The sequence below is a fragment of the Nocardia sp. Root136 genome, assembly GCF_001427185.1.
Classification (GTDB): Bacteria; Actinomycetota; Actinomycetes; order Mycobacteriales; family Mycobacteriaceae; genus Nocardia; species Nocardia salmonicida.
Genome location: NZ_LMFE01000001.1, coordinates 2,737,414 through 2,758,698, shown reverse-complemented (window position 1 = coordinate 2,758,698; position 21,285 = coordinate 2,737,414). Strand labels below are relative to the sequence as shown.

Sequence of the window (21,285 nt, the reverse complement as noted above, 5' to 3'; positions counted from 1 at the left end):
CTAAGGACAGAAAATCATGGCAAAACGAAGCAAGGCGTACCTCGCCGCTGCTGAGAAGGTCGATCGCGACAACCTGTACTCCCCGCTGGCCGCCACGCGCCTGGCGAAGGAGACCGCGACCACCAAGACCGACGCGACCGTCGAGGTCGCCGTCCGTCTCGGCGTGGATCCCCGCAAGGCCGACCAGATGGTCCGTGGCACCGTCAACCTGCCGCACGGCACCGGTAAGACCGCTCGCGTCATCGTGTTCGCCGCGGGCGAGAAGGCTTCCGAGGCCGAGGCTGCGGGCGCCGACGCCGTGGGCGCCGAGGACCTGATCGAGCGGATCCAGGGCGGCTGGCTCGACTTCGACGCCGCGATCGCCACCCCGGATCAGATGGCCAAGGTCGGCCGCATCGCGCGTGTCCTCGGCCCGCGTGGTCTGATGCCGAACCCGAAGACGGGCACCGTCACCAACGATGTGACCAAGGCCGTCAACGAGATCAAGGGCGGCAAGATCAACTTCCGCGTCGACAAGCAGGCCAACCTGCACTTCGTCATCGGCAAGGCGTCCTTCGACGACGCCAAACTGGTGGAGAACTACGGCGCCGCGCTGGACGAGATCCTGCGTGTGAAGCCGTCGACCGCCAAGGGTCGCTACGTCAAGAAGATCACGGTTTCGACGAACACCGGACCGGGCATCCCGGTGGACCCGAACCGCACCCGCAACCTCCTCGACGAGGATGCGTGAGCTTCGGCTGACCGCTAGCTCCTAGAGCAACCACGAGGGTGGGAACGCACTGCGTTCCCACCCTCGCGGCTTTTGTCAGGACTGTTCGGGAGTCTTGTCCCGCCAGCCGAGCAGCACCGACTCACCGCTCTGCGGCTTCCACGGCAGGAAGACGGCCACGATCACCGCGCACACCAGCACAGCGCCGGTGGCGACCAGTGAGGCCGCGTGCGCGCCCTGCAGCGTCGCGGTCTTCATGGCGACGATCAAGTTCTCGCGTTGAGTCTCGAAGAACGGCGCGAGCTCGCGTTTACGCAGTTCCAGCACGCTGAGTGGACTGGCCTTGACCAGGCTCTTCTCGTTGTCGTTCATGATGCCCATCGGGATCGCGTCGATGCGGGCGCCGATCCGGCTGGTGTAGTACGAGGCCACGATCGACCCGAGCACCGCGACGCCGAGGGTGCCGCCGATCTCGCGGGTCGTGTCGTTGACGGCCGAGCCCGCGCCCGCCTCGTCCAGTGGCAACGAGGACATGATCGACTCGGTGGCCGGTCCCTGCACGATGCCGAGGCCCAACGCCATCAGCACCATCGAGGGCAGCACGCCGATCAGGTAGCTGCTGTCGACGGTCACCTGTCCGCCCAGGTAGAGACCCGCGCCGATGAGCAGCAGGCCGAGTACCAGTACCGCGGTGGTACCGACCCGTTGCGCGAGCAGCGTCGCGACCGGTGCGCCGATCGCGACCGAGACGGCGAACGGCAGTGAGGCGATACCGAATTCGAGTGGGGTGTATTCGCGCACGCCCTGGAAATACTGGGTGATCAGGAACAGGAATCCGAACATCGAGAAGTAGCCGATCGCGATAGCCAAGGCGGGCAACGAGAATCGGCGATTGCGAAACAGTCGCATATCGAGAATCGGTGCGGCGGTGCGCAATTCCCACGTGACGAAGCCGGCGAGCATGGTGGCGCCGAGGGTGGCGGTGCCGAGGGTGGTGAGGGAGAGCCAGCCATTGTGCGGTGCCTCGATGATCGCCCACACCACCAGCGTGATGCCGGCGATCGAGAGACCGATGCCGACCAGGTCGATCTTGCCGACCTGCGCCGCGCGCGATTCCGGCACCCAGATCAGGGTCGCGATCAGGGCGATCAATGCCACCGGCACATTGATCCAGAACACCGAGTGCCAGCTGAAGTGTTCGAGTAGCCAGCCGCCGGAAATGGGCCCGATCGCGATGGCGAAGCCCGCCATCGCGGTCCAGGCGGCGATGGCGAGTGCGCGTTCGCGCCGGTCGGTGAAGATGTTGATGATCAGGGCGAGGGTGGCGGGGAAGACGGCCGCGGCGAAGATGCCCATCGCGGCGCGGGCGGCGATGACCTGGGTCATCGAATCGGCGAGTGCGCCGCCGACCGACATCACCGCGATGCCGACGAGGCCGACGATCATGATGCGACGGCGCCCGTAGCGGTCGCCGAGGTTGCCCGCGGCGAGGAGTAGTCCGGCGAAGGTCAGGGTGTAGGCGTCGACGATCCATTGCAGGCCGGAGACGCCGGTGGCGAGTTGGACGCCGATGGACGGCAGCGCCACGTTGACGATGGTGTTGTCGAGTACTACCAGCAGTTCTGCCAGGCAGATGACGGCTAGCGCGATGAATCGCTGCGGGCGTCGGCCCAGCAGCACTGGTGGAGCGACTATGGAGGTTGCCATAGCATTGGAGTGAACCAGGTTACTGTCACCGTGCGTAACACCTTTCCCCTGGGATTCCGGCCACATTCGACCTTCAAATGTGAGCTGGGACACATGAATTCGGCCCGATTCGAGCGTTTCCGACCCGTTTTGGCAGATGGGGGTAGGTGCAGGTACAGTGGTCAACGGTCATGCGGGATGTGCATACATCTTCGAAGGCCACACCCATTCGTTCTACCGAAGACCGTTGGTCGTTGACGCCGAATTTCACGGTGTCGATCGAAGGTCCGGCGACATTGCCGGCGACCCACGCAGGGAGAGCTGAGGCCGAAGCTATTTTGCGCCCCGGTACGCCTTGCGTCCGGGGCGTTCGTTTTGTCGCCGGCCCCTGATTCGGTAGTGCACCAACGAAACCGACATCAGAGAGGAGGCGAAGTATGGCGAAACCTGAAAAGGTCACCGCTGTCGCGGAGATCGCGGAGCAGTTCAAGAACTCCACGGCCACTGTTGTCACGGAATACCGTGGCCTGTCGGTCGGCAAGCTCACCGAGCTGCGTCGTGTGCTCGGCGCCGACGCCACGTACTCCGTCGCCAAGAACACCCTGGTCAAGATCGCTGCCGGCGAAGCCGGTGTGGCGGGTCTCGACGAGCTGTTCGTCGGCCCGACCGCTATCACCTTCATCCAGGGTGAGCCGGTCGATGCCGCCAAGGCGCTCAAGCAGTTCGCCAAGGACAACAAGTCCCTGGTCATCAAGGGCGGATACATGGACGGCCGCGCGCTGTCCGTGTCCGAGGTCGAGCGCATCGCTGACCTCGATTCGCGTGAGGTGCTGCTGGCCAAGCTGGCCGGTGCGTTCAAGGCCAAGCCTTCGCAGGCTGCCGCCCTGTTCGCCGCTCCCGCTTCGCAGGTCGCCCGGCTCGCCCAGGCGCTGCTCGAGAAGCGCACGAGTGCCGAAGGCGCTCCTGCTGCCGAAGAAGCACCCGCGGCTGACGCCGAATAAGACATCTATTACCCGCCTCGGGGTGCGTATGCGCTGCGAGGTACACCACGAAAGGAACCACCATGGCAAAGCTGAGCACCGAAGAACTGATTGGCGCCTTCAAGGAGCTGACCCTGCTCGAGCTCGCTGAGTTCGTCAAGGTCTTCGAAGAGACCTTCGACGTCACCGCCGCTGCCCCCGTCGCGGTCGCCGCCGCCGGTGGCGCTGCTGCGCCGGCCGACGCCGCCGAAGAGCAGGACGAGTTCGACGTCATCCTCGAGGGTGCCGGCGACAAGAAGATCCAGGTCATCAAGGTGGTCCGTGAGATCGTCTCGGGCCTGGGCCTGAAGGAAGCCAAGGACCTGGTCGAGGGCGCCCCGAAGCCGATCCTGGAGAAGGTCGCCAAGGATGCCGCCGAGGCCGCCAAGGCGAAGCTCGAAGAGGCCGGCGCCAAGGTTTCCGTCAAGTAATTCGGAACCAGTGCTGTTGTTGTGAACGGGCGGTCCTTTCCGGGCCGCCCGTTTGCTATTTGTCCGGACATGCGAAAGTGATCCGGGTCGTAGGAACCGCGCCAGGTTACTCTTCAGTCATGTAGGGGTGTGCCCCGTCTCACTGATGGGTTACAGTGACCGGACCCACAGAGTCGTAGCGCACCGCCGTGATGTGAGCGCGCGGGAACGCCGGTGGGGTGCTCGCAGGGATCAATGGAGGTAGCAGTGGGCGTCGAGGTCAGGACCGAGGGTGTAACCAAATCCTTCGGTTCACAGCGAATTTGGCAGGACGTGTCGATCACGCTCCCTTCGGGTGAGGTCAGTGCGTTGCTCGGACCTTCGGGTACGGGTAAGTCGGTGTTCCTGAAGTCGCTCATCGGTCTGCTGCGACCCGAGCGCGGGTCCATCTTCATCGATGGCACCGATATCATGACCTGCTCCAACAAGGAGCTCTACGAGATCCGCAAACTGTTCGGCGTCCTTTTCCAGGACGGCGCGCTGTTCGGCTCGATGAATTTGTACGACAACATCGCCTTCCCGCTTCGTGAGCACACGAAGAAGTCGGAATCCGAGATCCGCCGTGTCGTCATGGAGAAGCTCGAGCTGACCGGTCTGCTCGGCGCCGAGGGCAAGCTCCCCGGCGAGATCTCCGGCGGTATGCGCAAGCGCGCCGGTCTGGCCCGCGCGCTGGTCCTCGACCCGCAGATCATCCTCGTCGACGAGCCCGACTCGGGTCTGGACCCGGTGCGTACCTCGTACCTGGCGCAGCTGCTGCTCAACATCAACGCGCAGATCGACGCCACGATCCTGATCGTGACCCACAACATCAACCTGGCCCGCACCGTGCCGGACAACATCGGCATGCTCTTCCGCCGCAACCTGGTGATGTTCGGCCCCCGCGAGGTGCTGCTCACCAGCGAGGAGCCGGTGGTCAAGCAGTTCCTCAACGGCCGCATGATCGGTCCGATCGGCATGTCGGAGGAGAAGGACGAGGCGCAGATGGCGCGCGAGCAGGCGCTCGTCGACGCCGGTCACCACCACGGTGGCGCCGAGGAGATCGACGGCATCATCCCGCAGATGAAGGCCGAGCCCGGTATGCCCGCCCGCCAGGCCGTGTTCCGTCGGCAGGCGCGCGTGCGCGAGATCATCCACACCCTGCCGCACGCGGCACAGGTGGCGATCCGCGAGTCGCTGGATTCCTCCGATGACACTCAGGTGATGGCGGCCTACGGCGGCAACGACCAGCCCACCGAAACGTTCAAGGCCGTTCCGCACGGCCAGATCAACAGCTGAGCGACTTTCACCTCCTGAATGAGCCCCGGCCCACGGCCGGGGCTCATTTGCGTTACGGGCCGGAAAACAGCCGCTGACCGGCCGCCCCGCCGGTTGGCGCACACGGCGTGTCGCGGGTAAAATAGCCGCGGTTCGAGGCCGGGGAAGTCCAGCGGCCCAGGCGATCTCACTTCGCGAACAGACCGTCCCGCGGCACTTGACGAGGCGCGCGGGAACCGTCACCCTATCTACAGCAGCACAAGCTGTTAAGGGGCACCAGCGGCCAGCTGATAGTTGGCCCGGCGCCGAGGGAACCCGACGCGGCCAGCGTTCCGGGGCTTCGGCGCGTTATCCGTGCGAGCGGTCACACGGATGGTATGTTGACACTCCCTTGTCTAGGGGTGTAAGTTTGGACGTTGCGCTGGCTGCCTCCTGTCCACACCTTGATTCGCACTCGAAAGTTCCACCCTTCCGGTGTTACTTCCGCTGCTGCTTGTTCTGGTTTCGTTCGGGCTGTAACCAGCGGAATTCGTAGCAGACAAGCGACGGTCGCGGACCACCACGCGACGCGCGTGAGGTGCTGGAAGGACGCATCTTGGCAGTCTCCACCCAGACCAAGGCTGGTATCCCCGGAGCCCCGTTGAGGGTTTCGTTCGCGAAGATCCGAGAGCCCTTGGAGGTGCCCGGACTTCTCGACCTACAAACGGACTCGTTCGCCTGGTTGGTCGGTACTCCCGACTGGCGCGAGAAGGCAGCCGCTCGCGGCGACGTCGGTCTCGCAGGCGGCCTCGAGGAGGTGCTCGAAGAGCTCTCTCCGATCGAGGACTTCTCCGGGTCCATGTCCCTGTCGTTCTCTGATCCGCGCTTCGAAGAGGTCAAGGCCTCCATCGACGAGTGCAAAGAGAAGGACATGACCTACGCGGCGCCGTTGTTCGTCACCGCGGAGTTCATCAACAACAACACCGGCGAGATCAAGAGCCAGACGGTGTTCATGGGCGATTTCCCCATGATGACCGACAAGGGCACCTTCATCATCAACGGCACCGAGCGTGTCGTCGTCTCGCAGCTGGTCCGTTCCCCGGGCGTCTACTTCGATCACAACATCGACAAGACCACCGAGAAGGACCTGCACAGCGTGCGCGTGATTCCGTCGCGCGGCGCGTGGCTGGAGTTCGACGTCGACAAGCGTGACACCGTCGGTGTCCGTATCGACCGCAAGCGTCGTCAGCCGGTTACCGTGCTGCTCAAGGCGCTGGGTTGGACGACCGAGGAGATCGTCGAGCGTTTCGGCTTCTCCGAGATCATGATGTCCACCCTGGAGAAGGACAGCACGCCCGGCCAGGACGAGGCGCTGCTCGACATCTACCGCAAGCTGCGTCCGGGCGAGCCGCCGACCAAGGAGTCCGCGCAGACTCTGCTGGAGAACCTGTTCTTCAAGGAGAAGCGCTACGACCTGGCCCGCGTCGGTCGTTACAAGATCAACAAGAAGCTCGGCATCCACGTGCACGAGCCGGTGACCTCCTCGGTTCTCACCAAGGAAGACATCGTCGACACCATCGAGTACCTGGTGCGTCTGCACGCCGGTGACCGCACGATGACCGCCCCCGGCGGTGAAGAGGTCCCCGTCGAGATCGACGACATCGACCACTTCGGTAACCGTCGTCTGCGCACCGTCGGTGAGCTCATCCAGAACCAGATCCGCGTGGGCCTGTCCCGCATGGAGCGTGTCGTTCGTGAGCGGATGACGACTCAGGACGTCGAGGCGATCACGCCGCAGACCCTGATCAACATCCGTCCGGTCGTCGCGGCGATCAAGGAGTTCTTCGGAACTTCGCAGCTGTCGCAGTTCATGGACCAGAACAACCCGCTGTCGGGTCTGACCCACAAGCGCCGCCTGTCGGCGCTGGGCCCCGGTGGTCTGTCCCGTGAGCGTGCCGGTCTGGAAGTTCGTGACGTCCACCCGTCGCACTACGGCCGCATGTGCCCGATCGAGACCCCGGAAGGCCCGAACATCGGCCTGATCGGTTCGCTGTCGGTGTACGCGCGGGTCAACCCGTTCGGCTTCATCGAGACGCCGTACCAGAAGGTTGTCGACGGCAAGGTCACCGACGAGGTCAAGTACCTGACCGCCGACGAGGAAGACCGCTACGTTCGCGCGCAGGCCAATTCCCCGGTCGACGCCGAAGGTCGCTTCCTCGAGGAGAAGGTCCTCGTCCGCCGTGCGGGCGAAGAGGTCGAGTTCGTGACGCCGGCTCAGGTCGACTTCATGGACATCTCGCCGCGCCAGATGGTGTCGGTCGCGACGGCCATGATCCCGTTCCTCGAGCACGACGATGCCAACCGTGCCCTCATGGGTGCGAACATGCAGCGTCAGGCCGTGCCGCTGATCCGTTCCGAGTCCCCGATCGTGGGTACCGGCATGGAGCTGCGCGCAGCCGTCGACGCCGGTGACGTCGTCGTGAACGAGAAGCCCGGCGTGGTCGAAGAGGTCTCGGCCGATTACGTCACCGTGATGGCCGACGACGGCAGCCGCAAGTCCTACCGGATGCGCAAGTTCAACCGGTCGAACCAGGGCACCTGCTCGAACCAGCGTCCGATCGTGGACGAGGGCGATCGGGTGGAGAAGGGGCAGGTCCTCGCGGACGGCCCCTGCACCGAGAACGGTGAGATGGCGCTGGGCAAGAACTTGCTCGTCGCGATCATGCCGTGGGAAGGCCACAACTACGAGGACGCGATCATCCTGTCGCAGCGCCTCGTGGAAGAGGACGTTCTCACCTCGATCCACATCGAAGAGCACGAGATCGATGCCCGCGACACCAAGCTCGGTGCCGAGGAGATCACTCGGGATATCCCGAACGTCTCCGACGAGGTCCTCGCCGACCTCGACGAGCGCGGCATCATCCGCATCGGTGCCGAGGTTCGCGACGGCGACATCCTGGTCGGCAAGGTCACGCCCAAGGGCGAGACCGAGCTCACCCCGGAAGAGCGTCTGCTGCGTGCCATCTTCGGTGAGAAGGCTCGCGAAGTGCGCGACACCTCGCTGAAGGTGCCCCACGGTGAGTCCGGCAAGGTCATCGGCATTCGCGTGTTCTCGCGCGAGGACGACGACGATCTGCCTCCCGGTGTCAACGAGCTGGTCCGCGTCTACGTGGCCCAGAAGCGCAAGATCCAGGACGGCGACAAGCTCGCCGGTCGCCACGGCAACAAGGGCGTCATCGGCAAGATCCTCCCCATCGAGGACATGCCGTTCATGCCCGACGGCACGCCGGTCGACATCATCCTGAACACCCACGGTGTGCCCCGTCGTATGAACATCGGCCAGATCCTGGAAACCCATCTCGGGTGGATCGGTAAAGCCGGCTGGAATATCGACGTGGCCACGGACGGTACTCGTCCCGATTGGGCGGCCACGCTGCCCGAGGAGATGCTGGCCGCGCCTGCCGACTCGAACATCGCCACGCCCGTCTTCGACGGTGCCAAGGATGACGAGCTGACCGGCCTGCTCGCGTCGACGCTGCCCAACCGTGACGGCGAGCGCATGGTCGACGAGAACGGCAAGTCGACCCTGTTCGACGGTCGCTCCGGCGAGCCGTTCCCGTACCCGGTCGCAGTCGGCTACATGTACATCCTGAAGCTGCACCACCTGGTCGACGACAAGATCCACGCCCGTTCGACCGGTCCGTACTCGATGATCACGCAGCAGCCGCTGGGTGGTAAGGCGCAGTTCGGTGGTCAGCGATTCGGTGAGATGGAGTGCTGGGCCATGCAGGCCTACGGCGCGGCGTACACGCTGCAGGAACTCCTGACCATCAAGTCCGACGACGTGGTCGGTCGCGTGAAGGTCTACGAGGCCATCGTCAAGGGCGAGAACATTCCGGAGCCGGGCATTCCGGAGTCGTTCAAGGTGCTCCTCAAGGAACTCCAGTCGCTGTGCCTCAACGTCGAGGTGCTGTCTTCGGACGGCGCCGCGATCGAGATGGGTGGCGGCGAGGACGAGGATCTGGAGCGCGCTGCGGCGAACCTGGGCATCAACCTGTCCAGGAACGAAGCGGCAACCATCGACGATCTGGCGAACTAGGTGGTTAGCGGTGCGGTCGCTGTGGAAGCGACCGCACCGCGCACCGCGCTCGACAACTAGTGAACTTTTGCTCGAATTCGACCCGAATAGGGGAAAGGAAGTTACGTGCTAGACGTCAACTTCTTCGATGAACTCCGGATCGGCCTTGCCTCCGCCGATGACATCCGCCAGTGGTCTTTCGGCGAGGTGAAGAAGCCGGAGACCATCAACTACCGCACGCTCAAGCCGGAGAAGGACGGGCTCTTCTGCGAGAAGATCTTCGGTCCCACCCGGGACTGGGAGTGCTACTGCGGCAAGTACAAGCGTGTCCGCTTCAAGGGCATCATCTGTGAGCGCTGTGGCGTCGAGGTAACTCGCGCCAAGGTGCGTCGTGAGCGGATGGGCCACATCGAGCTGGCTGCTCCCGTTACTCATATCTGGTACTTCAAGGGCGTTCCGTCGCGCTTGGGTTACCTGCTCGACCTGGCGCCGAAGGATCTCGAGAAGATCATCTACTTCGCCGCCTACGTCATCGTCGGTGTCGACGAGGAGCTGCGTCACAACGAGCTCTCCACGCTCGAAGCCGAGATGGAGGTCGAGAAGAAGTCGGTCGCCGATCAGCGCGACGCCGACCTGGAGGCCCGTGCGCAGAAGCTCGAGGCCGACCTGGCCGAGCTGGAAGCCGAGGGCGCCAAGTCCGACGTGCGTCGCAAGGTCAAGGACGGCGGCGAGCGCGAGATGCGTCAGCTGCGCGACCGCTCGCAGCGTGAGCTGGATCGTCTCGACGAGATCTGGACCACCTTCACCAAGCTGTCGGTTCAGCAGCTCATCGTCGACGAGGTGCTCTACCGCGAGCTCGTCGACCGCTACGGCGAGTACTTCACCGGCGCCATGGGTGCGGAGTCCATCCAGAAGCTGATGGAGAACTTCGACATCAACGCCGAGGCCGAGAAGCTGCGCGAGACCATTCGCTCGGGCAAGGGCCAGAAGAAGCTGCGTGCGCTCAAGCGTCTGAAGGTCGTCGCGGCCTTCCAGACCAACGGCAACTCGCCCATGGGCATGGTGCTCGACGCTGTCCCGGTGATCCCGCCGGAGCTGCGTCCGATGGTTCAGCTCGACGGTGGCCGTTTCGCCACCTCCGACCTGAACGACCTGTACCGCCGCGTGATCAACCGCAACAACCGCCTCAAGCGACTGATCGATCTGGGTGCGCCCGAGATCATCGTCAACAACGAGAAGCGGATGCTGCAGGAGTCGGTCGACGCACTGTTCGACAACGGCCGTCGTGGCCGTCCGGTCACCGGACCGGGTAACCGCCCGCTGAAGTCGCTGAGCGATCTGCTCAAGGGCAAGCAGGGTCGTTTCCGTCAGAACCTGCTCGGCAAGCGCGTCGACTACTCGGGCCGTTCGGTCATCGTCGTCGGTCCTCAGCTGAAGCTGCACCAGTGTGGTCTGCCGAAGCTGATGGCGCTCGAGCTGTTCAAGCCGTTCGTCATGAAGCGTCTGGTCGATCTCAACCACGCGCAGAACATCAAGTCCGCCAAGCGGATGGTCGAGCGTCAGCGTGCCCAGGTGTGGGATGTCCTCGAAGAGGTCATCGCCGAGCACCCGGTGATGCTGAACCGCGCGCCCACCCTGCACCGCCTCGGCATCCAGGCCTTCGAGCCCCAGCTGGTCGAAGGCAAGGCCATCCAGCTGCACCCGCTCGTCTGTGAGGCGTTCAACGCCGACTTCGACGGTGACCAGATGGCCGTACACCTTCCGCTGTCCGCGGAGGCGCAGGCCGAGGCACGCATCCTGATGCTGTCGTCGAACAACATCCTGTCCCCGGCGTCGGGTCGCCCACTGGCGATGCCGCGTCTGGACATGGTGACGGGCCTGTTCTACCTGACCCGTCTCGACGAGGACGGTGCGGGCACCTACCGCGCCGCGGCCACCGACGAGCCGGAGTACGGCGTGTACTCCTCGCCCGCCGAGGCCCAGATGGCCGTCGATCGTGGCGAGCTGACCGTGCGGTCCACCATCAAGGTGCGGCTGACCGAGCAGCGCCCGCCGCGCGATGTCGAGACCGAGCTGTTCCCGGACGGCTGGAAGCGTGGCGAGGCCTGGCTGGCCGAGACCACGCTGGGTCGCGTGATCTTCAACGATCTGCTTCCGGCGGACTACGCGTTCATCAACGAGCCGATGCCGAAGAAGCGTCAGGCCACGATCATCAACGATCTGGCTGAGCGCTACCCGATGATCGTCGTCGCGCAGACCGTCGACAAGCTCAAGGACGCCGGCTTCTACTGGGCCACGCGTTCGGGTGTCACCGTCTCCATGTCGGACGTGCTCGTTCCGCCGGAGAAGCCCGAGATCATGGAACGCTATGAGGCCATGGCAGACCTGATCGAGAAGAAGTACCAGCGTGGTGCGCTCGATCACGCCGAGCGCAACAACGCTCTGGTCAAGATCTGGCAGGAAGCCACCGAGGAAGTGGGCGCCGCGCTGCGGACCCACTACCCGCCGGACAACCCGATCATCACGATCGTCGACTCCGGCGCCACGGGTAACTTCACCCAGACTCGTACCCTCGCGGGTATGAAGGGCCTGGTGACGAACCCGAAGGGTGAGTTCATCCCGCGCCCGATCAAGTCCTCGTTCCGTGAGGGCCTGACCGTGCTCGAGTACTTCATCAACACCCACGGTGCTCGTAAGGGTCTGGCCGACACGGCGCTTCGTACCGCCGACTCGGGTTACCTGACCCGTCGTCTGGTCGATGTGTCGCAGGACGTCATCGTCCGCGAAGAGGACTGTGGCACCGAGCGCGGCATCCTGGTGCCGATCGCGGAGAAGCTGGCCGACGGCACGATCATCCGTGACGCGCACGTCGAGACCTCGACCTTCGCTCGGACCCTGGCGTCCGACGCGGTCGATGCCAAGGGCAACGTCATCGTGGCGAAGGGCGCCGACCTCGGCGACCCCGCGCTGGAGGCGCTGCTCGAGGCCGGTATCACCGAGGTGAAGGTCCGCTCCGTGCTGACCTGCACCACCGGCACCGGCGTCTGCGCCACCTGCTACGGCCGTTCGATGGCCACCGGCAAGCTGGTCGATATCGGCGAGGCCGTCGGCATCGTCGCGGCCCAGTCCATCGGTGAGCCCGGTACCCAGCTGACCATGCGTACCTTCCACCAGGGTGGCGTCGCGGGCGACGACATCACCGGTGGTCTGCCGCGTGTTCAGGAGCTCTTCGAGGCCCGTGTCCCCAAGGGCAAGGCGCCGATCGCGGAGGTCTCGGGTCGGGTGCGTCTCGAGGACGACGACCGCTTCTACAAGATCACGATCATCCCTGATGACGGGTCCGAGGAAGTTGTCTACGACAAGCTCTCGAAGCGTCAGCGTCTGCGGGTGTTCAAGCACGACGACGGCTCCGAGCGCCTGCTGGCCGACGGTGACCACGTGGAGGTGGGTCAGCAGCTGCTCGAGGGCGCTGCCGATCCGCACGAGGTGCTGCGCGTGATGGGTCCCCGTCAGGTGCAGGTCCACCTGGTCCACGAGGTCCAGGAGGTCTACCGCTCGCAGGGTGTGTCGATCCACGACAAGCACATCGAGGTCATCGTTCGCCAGATGCTGCGTCGTGTGACGATCATCGATTCGGGTGCGACCGAGTTCCTGCCCGGCTCGCTCACCGAGCGCGCCGAGTTCGAGAACTCGAACCGTCGCGTGGTGGCCGAAGGCCGCGAGCCGGCCTCGGGCCGTCCCGTGCTGATGGGTATCACCAAGGCGTCGCTGGCCACCGATTCGTGGCTGTCGGCGGCTTCCTTCCAGGAGACCACCCGAGTGCTGACGGATGCGGCCATCAACTGCCGCTCCGACAAGCTGATCGGCCTGAAGGAGAACGTGATCATCGGTAAGCTCATCCCGGCCGGTACCGGTATCAACCGTTACCGCAACATCCAGGTGCAGCCGACCGAAGAAGCCCGTGCCGCGGCGTACGCGGTGCCGTCCTACGACGACACCTACTACTCCCCGGACAGCTTCGGCTCCTCCACCGGCGCAGCGGTGCCGCTGGACGACTACGGTTTCAGCGACTACCGCTAGTCCGTAGGTAGGCAATAGATTTCGGCCCCCGCCCATCAGGGCGGGGGCCGTTTTCGTGTGCGTGGTTCCCTCGGAGTCTGCGTACAGTCGCCGTGTGAAGTATCAGATCGTCGTCGGTGTGCTCGCGGTGATCGGCGTGCTCGCGATGGTGTTCACGGCCTGTCGTGTCGCGGCCACCGTGATGTCGACCCAGGTCTTGCTGGGTTGCAGCCAACAGCACAACACCGAGTACTGCGTCTACCACCGCACGACGTGGGGCCTGTTGAACACCGAGTACGAGATCCTCGTCGGCCCTTCATCCAACCGTGGCTTGATCTACAGCGTCCCCTATCCGGCCCACGAAGCGCATGTCACCTGGGCGGCTGAAACGGCCCTGCTGACGATCGAGATGCCCGGCACCGCACTCACGATCGAGGCCGCGGAATACATCGACACTCGATAGCTCTGCGAGCAGGAATCGCACAGGGGTCAGGCCTCTGATTCGGCAGTTTCGGGTCGAGGCCGGGAGGGGGCGGTTCGGGCGTGGGTGGCGTAGAGGGTCAGGCCGACGAACGTGAGCCCGCCTACGAGATTGCCTACGACGGTGGGGATTTCGTTCCAGATCAGGTAGTCGCCGATCGAGAAGTCGCCGCCGAGGAGCAGGCCGGAGGGGAACAGGAACATGTTCACGATGGAGTGTTCGAAGCCCATGTAGAAGAACAGCATGATGGGCATCCACATCGCGATCACCTTGCCCGACACCGAGGTCGACATCATCGCGGCGACCACGCCGGTGGAGACCATCCAGTTGCACAGCACGGCACGGATGAACAAGGTGAGCATGCCTGCGGCGCCGTGTTCGGCGTAGCCGAGGGTTCTGGATTCGCCGATCTCGCCGAGCTTTTCGCCGACAACGCTGGGGTCGACGGAGAAACCCATGGTGAGGATGATCGCCATCATCACGGCCACGGTGAACGCGCCGGCGAAGTTGCCGACGAACACCAGCCCCCAGTTTCGCAACATCGAGCCCACGGTGACGCCGCGCCGTTTGTCGATCAACGCCAGCGGTACCAGGGTGAAAACGCCGGTGAGCAAATCGAATCCGAGCAGATAGAGCATGCAGAACCCGACCGGGAAGAGCACGGCTCCGAGCAGTGGTTCACCGGTGTTCACGGTGATGGTCACCGCGAAGGCGGCGGCGAGTGCGAGGATCGCCCCCGCCATGTAAGCGCGGATCACGGTGTCGCGGGTGGACATGAACGCTTTGGCTTCGCCGGCGTCGATCATCTTCTCGACGAAGTCCGCCGGTTTGAGATAGGACATGAAAACCCCTTCGTAGTGGCTCTAGCGCAGGAGTTTTCGCTGTCGACATTGCCTCGTGATCACTCGAGGTTGCGCCCGCGTAAATAGTGGTATTCCACTATGGCGAGTGAGCGGCTCCGAATGGCAGGCTAGCGGCGACCCACCGACCTAGGAGCCCGTATGGAACCGATCCTGAGCAAGTCCGCCGCCGCCGACCTCGTCGTCGCCGCCCGTATCCGCAAGGGCCTCACGTGGGCTGGCATCGCGGAATCGATCGGCGCGCCGCTGGTCTGGACGACAGCGGCGCTGCTCGGCCAGCATCCGATGACCGAGGAACAAGCCGCCGCCGTCTGGACCCTGCTCGACCTGGACGACACCGTCGCCGAAAGCCTGCGCCTACAGCCCTCCCGCGGCGCCGACCCGGCACAACTGTCCGACCCCACCGTCTACCGCCTCGTCGAGGCCGTCTCGGTCTACGGCCCCGCCCTCAAAGAACTCATCCACGAGGAATTCGGCGACGGCATCATGAGCGCCATCAACTTCAACATCGACATAGCCCGCCGCCCCCACCCCGACGGCGACCGCGTCGTCATCACCCTGGACGGCAAATTCCTGGACTACCGCTGGTGAGAGGGCTGTACGCGATCGACGCCAGCGCTGTCGCGCTGCGGTGTGGTAGTTGTTGCGCGTGTCCATCCCATCCCGTCCGTTCCTGATTGCGTTGTGCGCGTCGGTGTTCGCAGCAGGCTGCTCGATCGGGGGCGGTGGTACGACGGGTAGTGCGGTCCCCGAGGTTCGGTCGTATTCGGCATTGCCGTCGTCGTGCGAGGAGGTGGACGCGGAGGCGCGGGAGTCACTGGGTCGGTTCGCCGGGTATCTCGAAGACCCGGATACACGGTTGCAGGCCGAGGACATCGGAACGCCCCTCGGGGCGAACCGTCTGTTCTGCACGGTGAGTTTCGATACCGACCCGGTCCCGGTCGGTGAGGTGATGCCTGCTGCTGGACCGTTGCTGCGCACCGTGACCATCGAGCTCGAGCGGGGCCCGGTCCTGCCGCCGCGGATTCACACCACGAGGACGCCGATGGCATCGAATGCCGTTGAGAGTGAGCACTTCAGCACACCGCGTCGGCTGGACGGAATCGGTGACGATGCGATGGTCAGGGACCAGGATCAAGCCGGAGCGATGCGGAGTTGGGCGACCGCGATGGTGGGTAACGTCAGGCTCGAGGTTGTCACGTCAGGGATGGATTGGAGTGGTGGTGCGACGCCTCCGGTCTGGAGGTCGCCGACCATGCGTGACGATCTGAGTTCGGGCGCGGAGGCGATCCTCGCCGATCTTGCCGGTTCGCTTGCCGAAAGCCTGCCTATCGCGACGAGTGAACCGCCGTCGTCGACCCCGACCACTGCTCATCCCGGTACGAAGACGACTGCGGCGCCGGTGCCTGTGTGGGACCCTTGCGGCATTCCTGAATCAGCGATTACCGCAATGGGATTGGATCCGTCGAAGAAGGAAAGTGGCACCGGCGGCCATTGCCGATGGCACGGCGACAAGTACACGGTAGAGATCTTGTCAGGCGCCGAGCCGTTCCATGAGGTGTATTACAGCCACTACGGCTGGTACCCGACTCCGCGACCGACCAAGATCCTGGATCGACGCGCGCTCATGGTCACCAAGGCCTTCGGTGGAGCTGGTGCCGACGTCGACGACGGCTACTGCGAGCTCGGGTTCGACACGCCTTTCGGCACGAAGAACGGCATTCCGACGGGCCACGTCAGCATCGAACTGTGGGATACCGTCGACCGCGAGCCGGCTGCGGTGTGCAAGGACCTTGCCCGCTTGGCGGAACCGCTCGTCGCCCACCTCCCACCCAGCAGATAGCGAGCATCGAACAAGCTTCGCCACCGCATTCCGGACAGTGAGGTGTGGCGGAATGCGTGTTGTCGCGCCAAGGGGATCAGGGTTCGGGCTGCGTCAGTTCGCGCGCGTCGTCGAGGGTGTCTGCCGGTGTCTCGGGGTCGCCGAGGGCGGAGGTCGTCGGTTCGCCGAGGCGGACGGCGACGACTCCGATGAGGATCAATGCGCCGCCGAGTAATTGGATGGGGCGGGGGGCTTCGCCCAGGAGGGCCCAGGCGAAGATCAGGGCGGCGAGGACCTCGGTGAGGGCTACGAAGGAGGCCAGGCGGGAGCCGAGGCGGCGGGTGGCGGCGATGCCGGTGACGTAGGCGATGGCGGCGGTGACTATGCCGATGAGGAGGATGGGGATCCACCAGGGGGTGGTGAAGTCGGCGAAGACTACCTGGTGCGTGGTGGCGTGCAGGGGGACGATGCCGATGGTGCCCGCCATGATCAGGATGAGGCCGCCGATCAGGAGACCGCCGCAGGCCAGGACGGTGCCGGGGAGGTCGCCGCCCTGGGCGGAGAGGACGAAATAGGCCGCCGCGCCGACCATCGCGGCCAGCGCCCAGGCGATGCCGATCGGGTCGGTCGACAGGCCGGAGGCTACATCGAGGACGAGCAGTAATCCGGTGATGCCGAGAACCGCGCCGGCGATCGTGGCCGCGCCGGGCTGTTGCCGGTGGCGCACCCACAACCAGCCCACCACCGCGATCGGTGCGGTGTATTCGATCAGCAGTGCGGCGCCGACTTCCATGTGCGCGACAGCGTTGAAGTAGGCGAGCTGAGTGCCCGCCACGGCGACCAGCCCGTACGCGCCGATGAGACTCGCGTTGGCGCGCAGTAGCTTCCAGTTTCCGCGCAGGTGGGGCACTGCGAGCGGCAAGAGAACCACTCCGGCCAGCAGAACGCGCGCGGCGACAACGGCGGCGGCACTCCACCCCGCGTTCATCAACCCGCGCGCGAGCGGACCGGACAGCCCGAACGAGGTGGCCGACGCCAGCGCGAACAGCAGCCCGGATCGCATCCGGATCGTGCTGTCATGAGTCAAAATCGCCATGACTAATGACGGTAAGCAGCCTGCGGTAATATGTCAATGTGGTTTTTGCTCATGACACCGAGGCGGCCCTGCTGGCGGCGGTCGAACTGGTCAATTCCGCCGAAGATCCCGACACGTTGACCGAGACAGCCCAGCTCGCCGAGTTCTTCGACCGACACGTCTACACGGGCGTGCACACCGGCGACCCCGCCGAACTGGCCGCCGTCCGGGCCCTGCGCGCGCCGCTGCGCGCGATGCTCACCAGCGACCGCGATGCCGCCGTCACGCTCGTGAACGAAACCCTCGCCGAGCATCGCGCCGTGCCGCAGTTGGTCCGCCACGGCGACGTCGACTACCACGTGCACGCGGTCCCGCCGCAGGCCCCGCTCCCGGTCCGCATCGCCGTCGAAACCGCGATGGCGATGATCGACCTGATCCGCGCGGACGACCTGAGCCGCCTCTCGGTCTGCGCCGACGCCGACTGCGCTGGGCTGGTGCTCGACCTGTCCCGCAATCGTTCCCGTCGCTATTGCAGTACGGCATGCGGTAATCGCAACGCCGTCGCTGCCTACCGCGCGCGTCAACGCTGAGGGTCGACTGGTCGTTTCAGCCCAGCGTGCGCACCTTCGGGCACTTCTTACCCGCCAGATGGCACTTGTCCTCGAATCCGGCGGGCAGCCAGGTCCCGGTCTTCAGCAGCGGATGATGCGGAAAATGCCGCAGGGCGGCCGTGACGAAAAGCAATGCTGCCCAAGGGGTCTGGACCTGTATCTGCTGTAACTTCCCGTCCCGGTCGGGGAATCGGCAGCCGACGCGATCCGGTGCGGTGAGGTCGATGGACTCGAGTGCCGACCAGTACAGCGAGAACGACCGCTCGGGGTTGGTCAGGTGCAGCCGCCGGTCCGAGATCATCACCGACCCTGCCCGTTCCGCCACCCAGCGCGGTTGCGCGGCGGCCGCTGCCTGCGTGCGCCGGGTCCGGTTCACGACGGCGTTGCCCAGCTGCGCGGCCACGACAACCGGGTTCGGGCCGACGACGGTGCTGCGGCTGCGAGGCGAGCTGCCGTCGCCCGTCGCCCGCCACGTGTACCAGTTGACCGGCCCCTCGGCCAGACCGACCTCACCGGGCTCGATCCGCACCCGCGTCGCGGTGTGCGGGATCAGCGCCACCTCACCGCGTGCCAGTAGATCGGCCACCCCACACGTGTACAGCAGGTAGTCGTCGAACCACGTCCACCCGGCCTGTTCGGCCAGGGCGCGTTCGATATCGGCCAGCGGGTCGAACACCACTCTCATCACCACCCACCCGTGCGGACTTACTGCCGTCAACGGTAGCGGAGACCGGCGGCAACGCACTGCTCGTGACTCGCAATCACGGGCGCCCCGAGCCGCTCACAGGAGGCGACGCACGGCTTCGACGATCGCGCGGCGGTGATCGGCGGCGGTCTCGGCCTCGGACGAGCCGGGGGGCACGCTGGTGACGTTGCTCGGGCTCCAGGCAAGCGCCATGCTCAGGACGAGGGTCAGTAGCGTCGTGGGTGAGAACTCGGAGCCGAAGCCGTCCTTCTTCTGTGCCGCGGCGAGTGCGTCCAGTTTGGCGTCGCGCGCAGGCGCCGCGCCGACCAGATCCCGGTCGCCACGCTCCAGGCGGTGCCAGGTGGCCAACCGGATGACTTCGGGGTTGTGACGGCAGTAGTCGAACAGCCGCCCCGCGTACTCGGGGAGGTTTTCGGGGGTGAAGGGAACCGAATTCAGGCCGTGGGTGACGTGGGCGTCGATGACCACGTCGAAGAGTTGATCCTTGCCGCCGAAGTAGATGTAGATGAGGTTCTTGTTGGCCCCGGCCGTCTTGGCGATCCGGTCAACCCGGGCGCCGGCGATACCGTAGGTGGCGAACTCGTCGGTGGCGGCCTGGAGAATGCGGGCCTTGGTCGCGTCGGCTCGGGACATCGCCTGCGTCATCCGATTCCGAAGACGGCTGAGGCCGCGTCCGATGCGACGAGTAGCACTGTGCACCACAGGGCGGTCCCGGTCATCAGCCAGCGGATCAGCCGCCAGTTGGGGATGCCGAGCGCCGCACCGAGTAGGGCCGAGCCCCAGGTGCCGAAGAGGGCAGGCCCGACGATGCCGAAGCCGGCCACGCCGTATCTGTCGAGGACCCGCCGGGCCCGTCGCCCCGCGGCGCCGGAGAGCCGGGGATTTTCGGCGGGCGCCACAACGATGGCGGACGCACCGTCGACCTCCGTCGCCGAATCGGCCAGTGTGGTGGCGGATTTCCGGCGAACCCGCCGGGACTGCCAGAGCAGCCGGGCGCGTTCCATGGCGAACACCGCGAAGACCACGCAGCAGGCCGAGCCGAGCAGCACCGCGAACAGGGTGACCGGGCCGGGTAGTGACAGTGAGAGACCGACGGGAACCGCGGGGGTCCCCAAGACGAAGCCCGCGAGCAAGGTCCCGACGAATCGCACCGAGCAGATTCCTTTCCGCCGCATCGTGCGGTTCGCTGGACGGTTCCAACGACCACAAAACTAACTAACTGGTTAGTATTGTGCCATGAAGGACACCGAGGCTGCGCTGGGCGAGTTGGCGGCCGGTAAGTATCTGCTGCTCACTACGTTCCGTCGAGACGGCACGGCGGTCCCCACGCCGGTCTGGGTGATGCGCGACGGGGAAACGCTGGCGGTGTGGAGCGCGGCAGACGCAGGCAAGGTGAAGCGGGTGCGCAACGGGAGCCGGGTGACGGTCGCCCCCTGCGACTGGCGCGGTAAGTCGAACGGTGCCTCGATTCCCGGCTTCGCCGAGGTGCTGGCGCCGGACGCGAGTGCGCACTTCACCGCTCTGATGAAGCGTAAGTACGGGCTGGTCGCCCGGATCGGACTGCTGGGCAGCAGACTGCGCGGCGGCTCCGAGCGCATGGTGGGCATCCGGGTCCGGCTGGACGGTTGAGCGGGGGCGAACCCGGCGCCGAGCGACGCGGTCAGCGTTCGCTGTCCGGTATGGCCGACCGCAGTCACGTGGCTGATCTCCGCGCAACCGTGGTGTATTCCTCAGTCCCGCAACGTGATCAGGGTGCCCCGGTGACGTAGGCCAGCGCGGTGTCGATCGCGGGCTGACCACCCGCCAGCGCGTACCCGGCGAGAGCGCCGATCGCCGCGCCCGCCACGGTGGCGACCGGGACGGTGATGAAGTCCAGGATGAACAGGCCGAGCGGGAAGCCGAGAACGAAACCGATCGCGGCCCCGATGACGGCGCCTTCGATGATCTTCGGTTGCAGACGTTGGGTTTCGGCGAAGAAGCGTTCCTGCGCGCTGATGTCGCGCACCGGTGCGGTGGATTCGCTGATCGGCGTGAGGGTGAGGCTGGTGCCCTTCTCGTCGATCGACGGCGTGAGTGGCACCGCGTGCTCACCGACGCGCACGACCATCGGCAGCGCGGCGAGTACCGCACCCGATTCGTCGGTCACCGTGACAACTTTCGCGTCATGAACGAGTTGGAACCGTCCCGCGTCGATGGTGGTGACCACCGCGCGCCGATCATCGGTCGCGCTCACCTGGTAGTTCAGGCCCTTGTCCACCCCGCGCAGCGAGGGTGCCTCGGCCGGCTGTTCGGTGACGACCGGAGCGGGCTCGGCGTGCCCGTGCCCGGCCGCCGCCACGATGACCCCCATCGCGAGCAGTGCCGCCCCGACCCCAGTGCCGATCCTCATCCCGCAAGCCTCCTGCTGCTTCACCCGGTCCCATGCGTCCCGCTCGTCGCGGCAAACTTAGCCGTTGCGACCCGTTTCGAAAAATGC

General features: G+C 65.4%; 18 protein-coding genes. 11 read left to right on the top strand and 7 right to left on the bottom strand.

The annotated features are described in order from the left end of the window. Positions 1 to 16: 16 nt before the first annotated feature. Positions 17 to 730 (top strand): 50S ribosomal protein L1, encoded by a 714-nt coding sequence (gene rplA, locus ASD42_RS12540; RefSeq protein WP_056814341.1) that lies wholly within the window; start codon positions 17 to 19, stop codon positions 728 to 730. Positions 731 to 805: 75 nt separating this feature from the next. Here rplA and ASD42_RS12535 read toward each other — a convergent pair whose 3' ends face one another. Beyond that, positions 806 to 2,416, bottom strand: a complete 1,611-nt coding sequence (locus tag ASD42_RS12535; RefSeq protein ID WP_056814337.1) for an MFS transporter — start codon at positions 2,414 to 2,416, stop codon at positions 806 to 808. 416 nt (positions 2,417 to 2,832) lie between these two features. On the opposite strand from ASD42_RS12535, the gene rplJ reads away from it, so the two are divergent. The 6 genes from rplJ to ASD42_RS12505 all read left to right on the top strand — a co-directional run bounded on the left by rplJ (position 2,833) and on the right by ASD42_RS12505 (position 13,717). Beyond that, a complete protein-coding gene (rplJ, locus tag ASD42_RS12530; protein WP_056814334.1) occupies positions 2,833 to 3,396 on the top strand; it encodes a 50S ribosomal protein L10 in 564 nt (187 codons plus the stop codon). Between the two features lie 62 nt (positions 3,397 to 3,458). Further along, the gene (gene rplL / locus ASD42_RS12525; RefSeq protein ID WP_056814330.1) at positions 3,459 to 3,845 is read left to right on the top strand and encodes a 50S ribosomal protein L7/L12; all 387 of its coding nucleotides are present in this window, start codon (positions 3,459 to 3,461) and stop codon (positions 3,843 to 3,845) included. 234 nt (positions 3,846 to 4,079) lie between these two features. Then, a complete protein-coding gene (locus ASD42_RS12520; protein WP_056814329.1) occupies positions 4,080 to 5,159 on the top strand; it encodes an ABC transporter ATP-binding protein in 1,080 nt (359 codons plus the stop codon). A 556-nt stretch (positions 5,160 to 5,715) separates the two neighbouring features. Further along, a complete protein-coding gene (rpoB, locus tag ASD42_RS12515; RefSeq protein WP_056814323.1) occupies positions 5,716 to 9,216 on the top strand; it encodes a DNA-directed RNA polymerase subunit beta in 3,501 nt (1,166 codons plus the stop codon). Positions 9,217 to 9,321: 105 nt separating this feature from the next. After that, positions 9,322 to 13,275 carry a DNA-directed RNA polymerase subunit beta' gene (locus ASD42_RS12510; protein ID WP_056814320.1) on the top strand — a complete coding sequence of 1,318 codons (3,954 nt, stop codon included), beginning with the start codon at positions 9,322 to 9,324 and terminating at the stop codon, positions 13,273 to 13,275. 94 nt (positions 13,276 to 13,369) lie between these two features. After that, positions 13,370 to 13,717, top strand: coding sequence for a hypothetical protein (locus tag ASD42_RS12505; RefSeq protein ID WP_056814317.1), 348 nt, complete (start codon positions 13,370 to 13,372; stop codon positions 13,715 to 13,717). A 26-nt stretch (positions 13,718 to 13,743) separates the two neighbouring features. Here the strand turns inward: ASD42_RS12505 and ASD42_RS12500 are convergent, their stop codons facing one another. Continuing rightward, positions 13,744 to 14,577 (bottom strand): formate/nitrite transporter family protein, encoded by an 834-nt coding sequence (locus ASD42_RS12500; protein WP_056814315.1) that lies wholly within the window; start codon positions 14,575 to 14,577, stop codon positions 13,744 to 13,746. A gap of 159 nt (positions 14,578 to 14,736) precedes the next feature. Here ASD42_RS12500 and cynS point away from each other — a divergent pair, with 159 nt between their 5' ends. Next, the gene (cynS, locus tag ASD42_RS12495; protein ID WP_056814313.1) at positions 14,737 to 15,186 is read left to right on the top strand and encodes a cyanase; all 450 of its coding nucleotides are present in this window, start codon (positions 14,737 to 14,739) and stop codon (positions 15,184 to 15,186) included. Between the two features lie 202 nt (positions 15,187 to 15,388). Beyond that, complete coding sequence (locus ASD42_RS12490) at positions 15,389 to 16,438, top strand: DUF3558 family protein (RefSeq protein WP_056814310.1); 1,050 nt, start codon at positions 15,389 to 15,391, stop codon at positions 16,436 to 16,438. Between the two features lie 76 nt (positions 16,439 to 16,514). On the opposite strand, the gene ASD42_RS12485 is transcribed toward ASD42_RS12490, so the two are convergent. Beyond that, the gene (locus ASD42_RS12485; RefSeq protein ID WP_056814306.1) at positions 16,515 to 17,513 is read right to left on the bottom strand and encodes an EamA family transporter; all 999 of its coding nucleotides are present in this window, start codon (positions 17,511 to 17,513) and stop codon (positions 16,515 to 16,517) included. A gap of 38 nt (positions 17,514 to 17,551) precedes the next feature. On the opposite strand from ASD42_RS12485, the gene ASD42_RS12480 reads away from it, so the two are divergent. Beyond that, positions 17,552 to 18,082 carry a CGNR zinc finger domain-containing protein gene (locus ASD42_RS12480; RefSeq protein ID WP_056814303.1) on the top strand — a complete coding sequence of 177 codons (531 nt, stop codon included), beginning with the start codon at positions 17,552 to 17,554 and terminating at the stop codon, positions 18,080 to 18,082. Between the two features lie 16 nt (positions 18,083 to 18,098). On the opposite strand, the gene ASD42_RS33780 is transcribed toward ASD42_RS12480, so the two are convergent. The 3 genes from ASD42_RS33780 to ASD42_RS12465 form a co-directional block, all read right to left on the bottom strand. Next, on the bottom strand, positions 18,099 to 18,788 hold the full coding sequence (locus ASD42_RS33780) for a hypothetical protein (RefSeq protein ID WP_063004005.1): 690 nt from the start codon (positions 18,786 to 18,788) through the stop codon (positions 18,099 to 18,101). A gap of 96 nt (positions 18,789 to 18,884) precedes the next feature. Then, positions 18,885 to 19,454 carry a TetR family transcriptional regulator gene (locus ASD42_RS12470; protein WP_200950404.1) on the bottom strand — a complete coding sequence of 190 codons (570 nt, stop codon included), beginning with the start codon at positions 19,452 to 19,454 and terminating at the stop codon, positions 18,885 to 18,887. Continuing rightward, positions 19,451 to 19,960, bottom strand: a complete 510-nt coding sequence (locus ASD42_RS12465; RefSeq protein ID WP_156677431.1) for a hypothetical protein — start codon at positions 19,958 to 19,960, stop codon at positions 19,451 to 19,453. Before ASD42_RS12465 ends, ASD42_RS12470 begins: the two co-directional genes overlap by 4 nt. A gap of 85 nt (positions 19,961 to 20,045) precedes the next feature. Here ASD42_RS12465 and ASD42_RS12460 point away from each other — a divergent pair, with 85 nt between their 5' ends. After that, positions 20,046 to 20,438: a PPOX class F420-dependent oxidoreductase gene (locus tag ASD42_RS12460; RefSeq protein WP_056814293.1), complete on the top strand. Its 393-nt coding sequence runs from the start codon at positions 20,046 to 20,048 to the stop codon at positions 20,436 to 20,438. A gap of 118 nt (positions 20,439 to 20,556) precedes the next feature. On the opposite strand, the gene ASD42_RS12455 is transcribed toward ASD42_RS12460, so the two are convergent. Continuing rightward, the gene (locus tag ASD42_RS12455; RefSeq protein WP_056814291.1) at positions 20,557 to 21,198 is read right to left on the bottom strand and encodes a hypothetical protein; all 642 of its coding nucleotides are present in this window, start codon (positions 21,196 to 21,198) and stop codon (positions 20,557 to 20,559) included. Between the last annotated feature and the right edge of the window lie 87 nt (positions 21,199 to 21,285).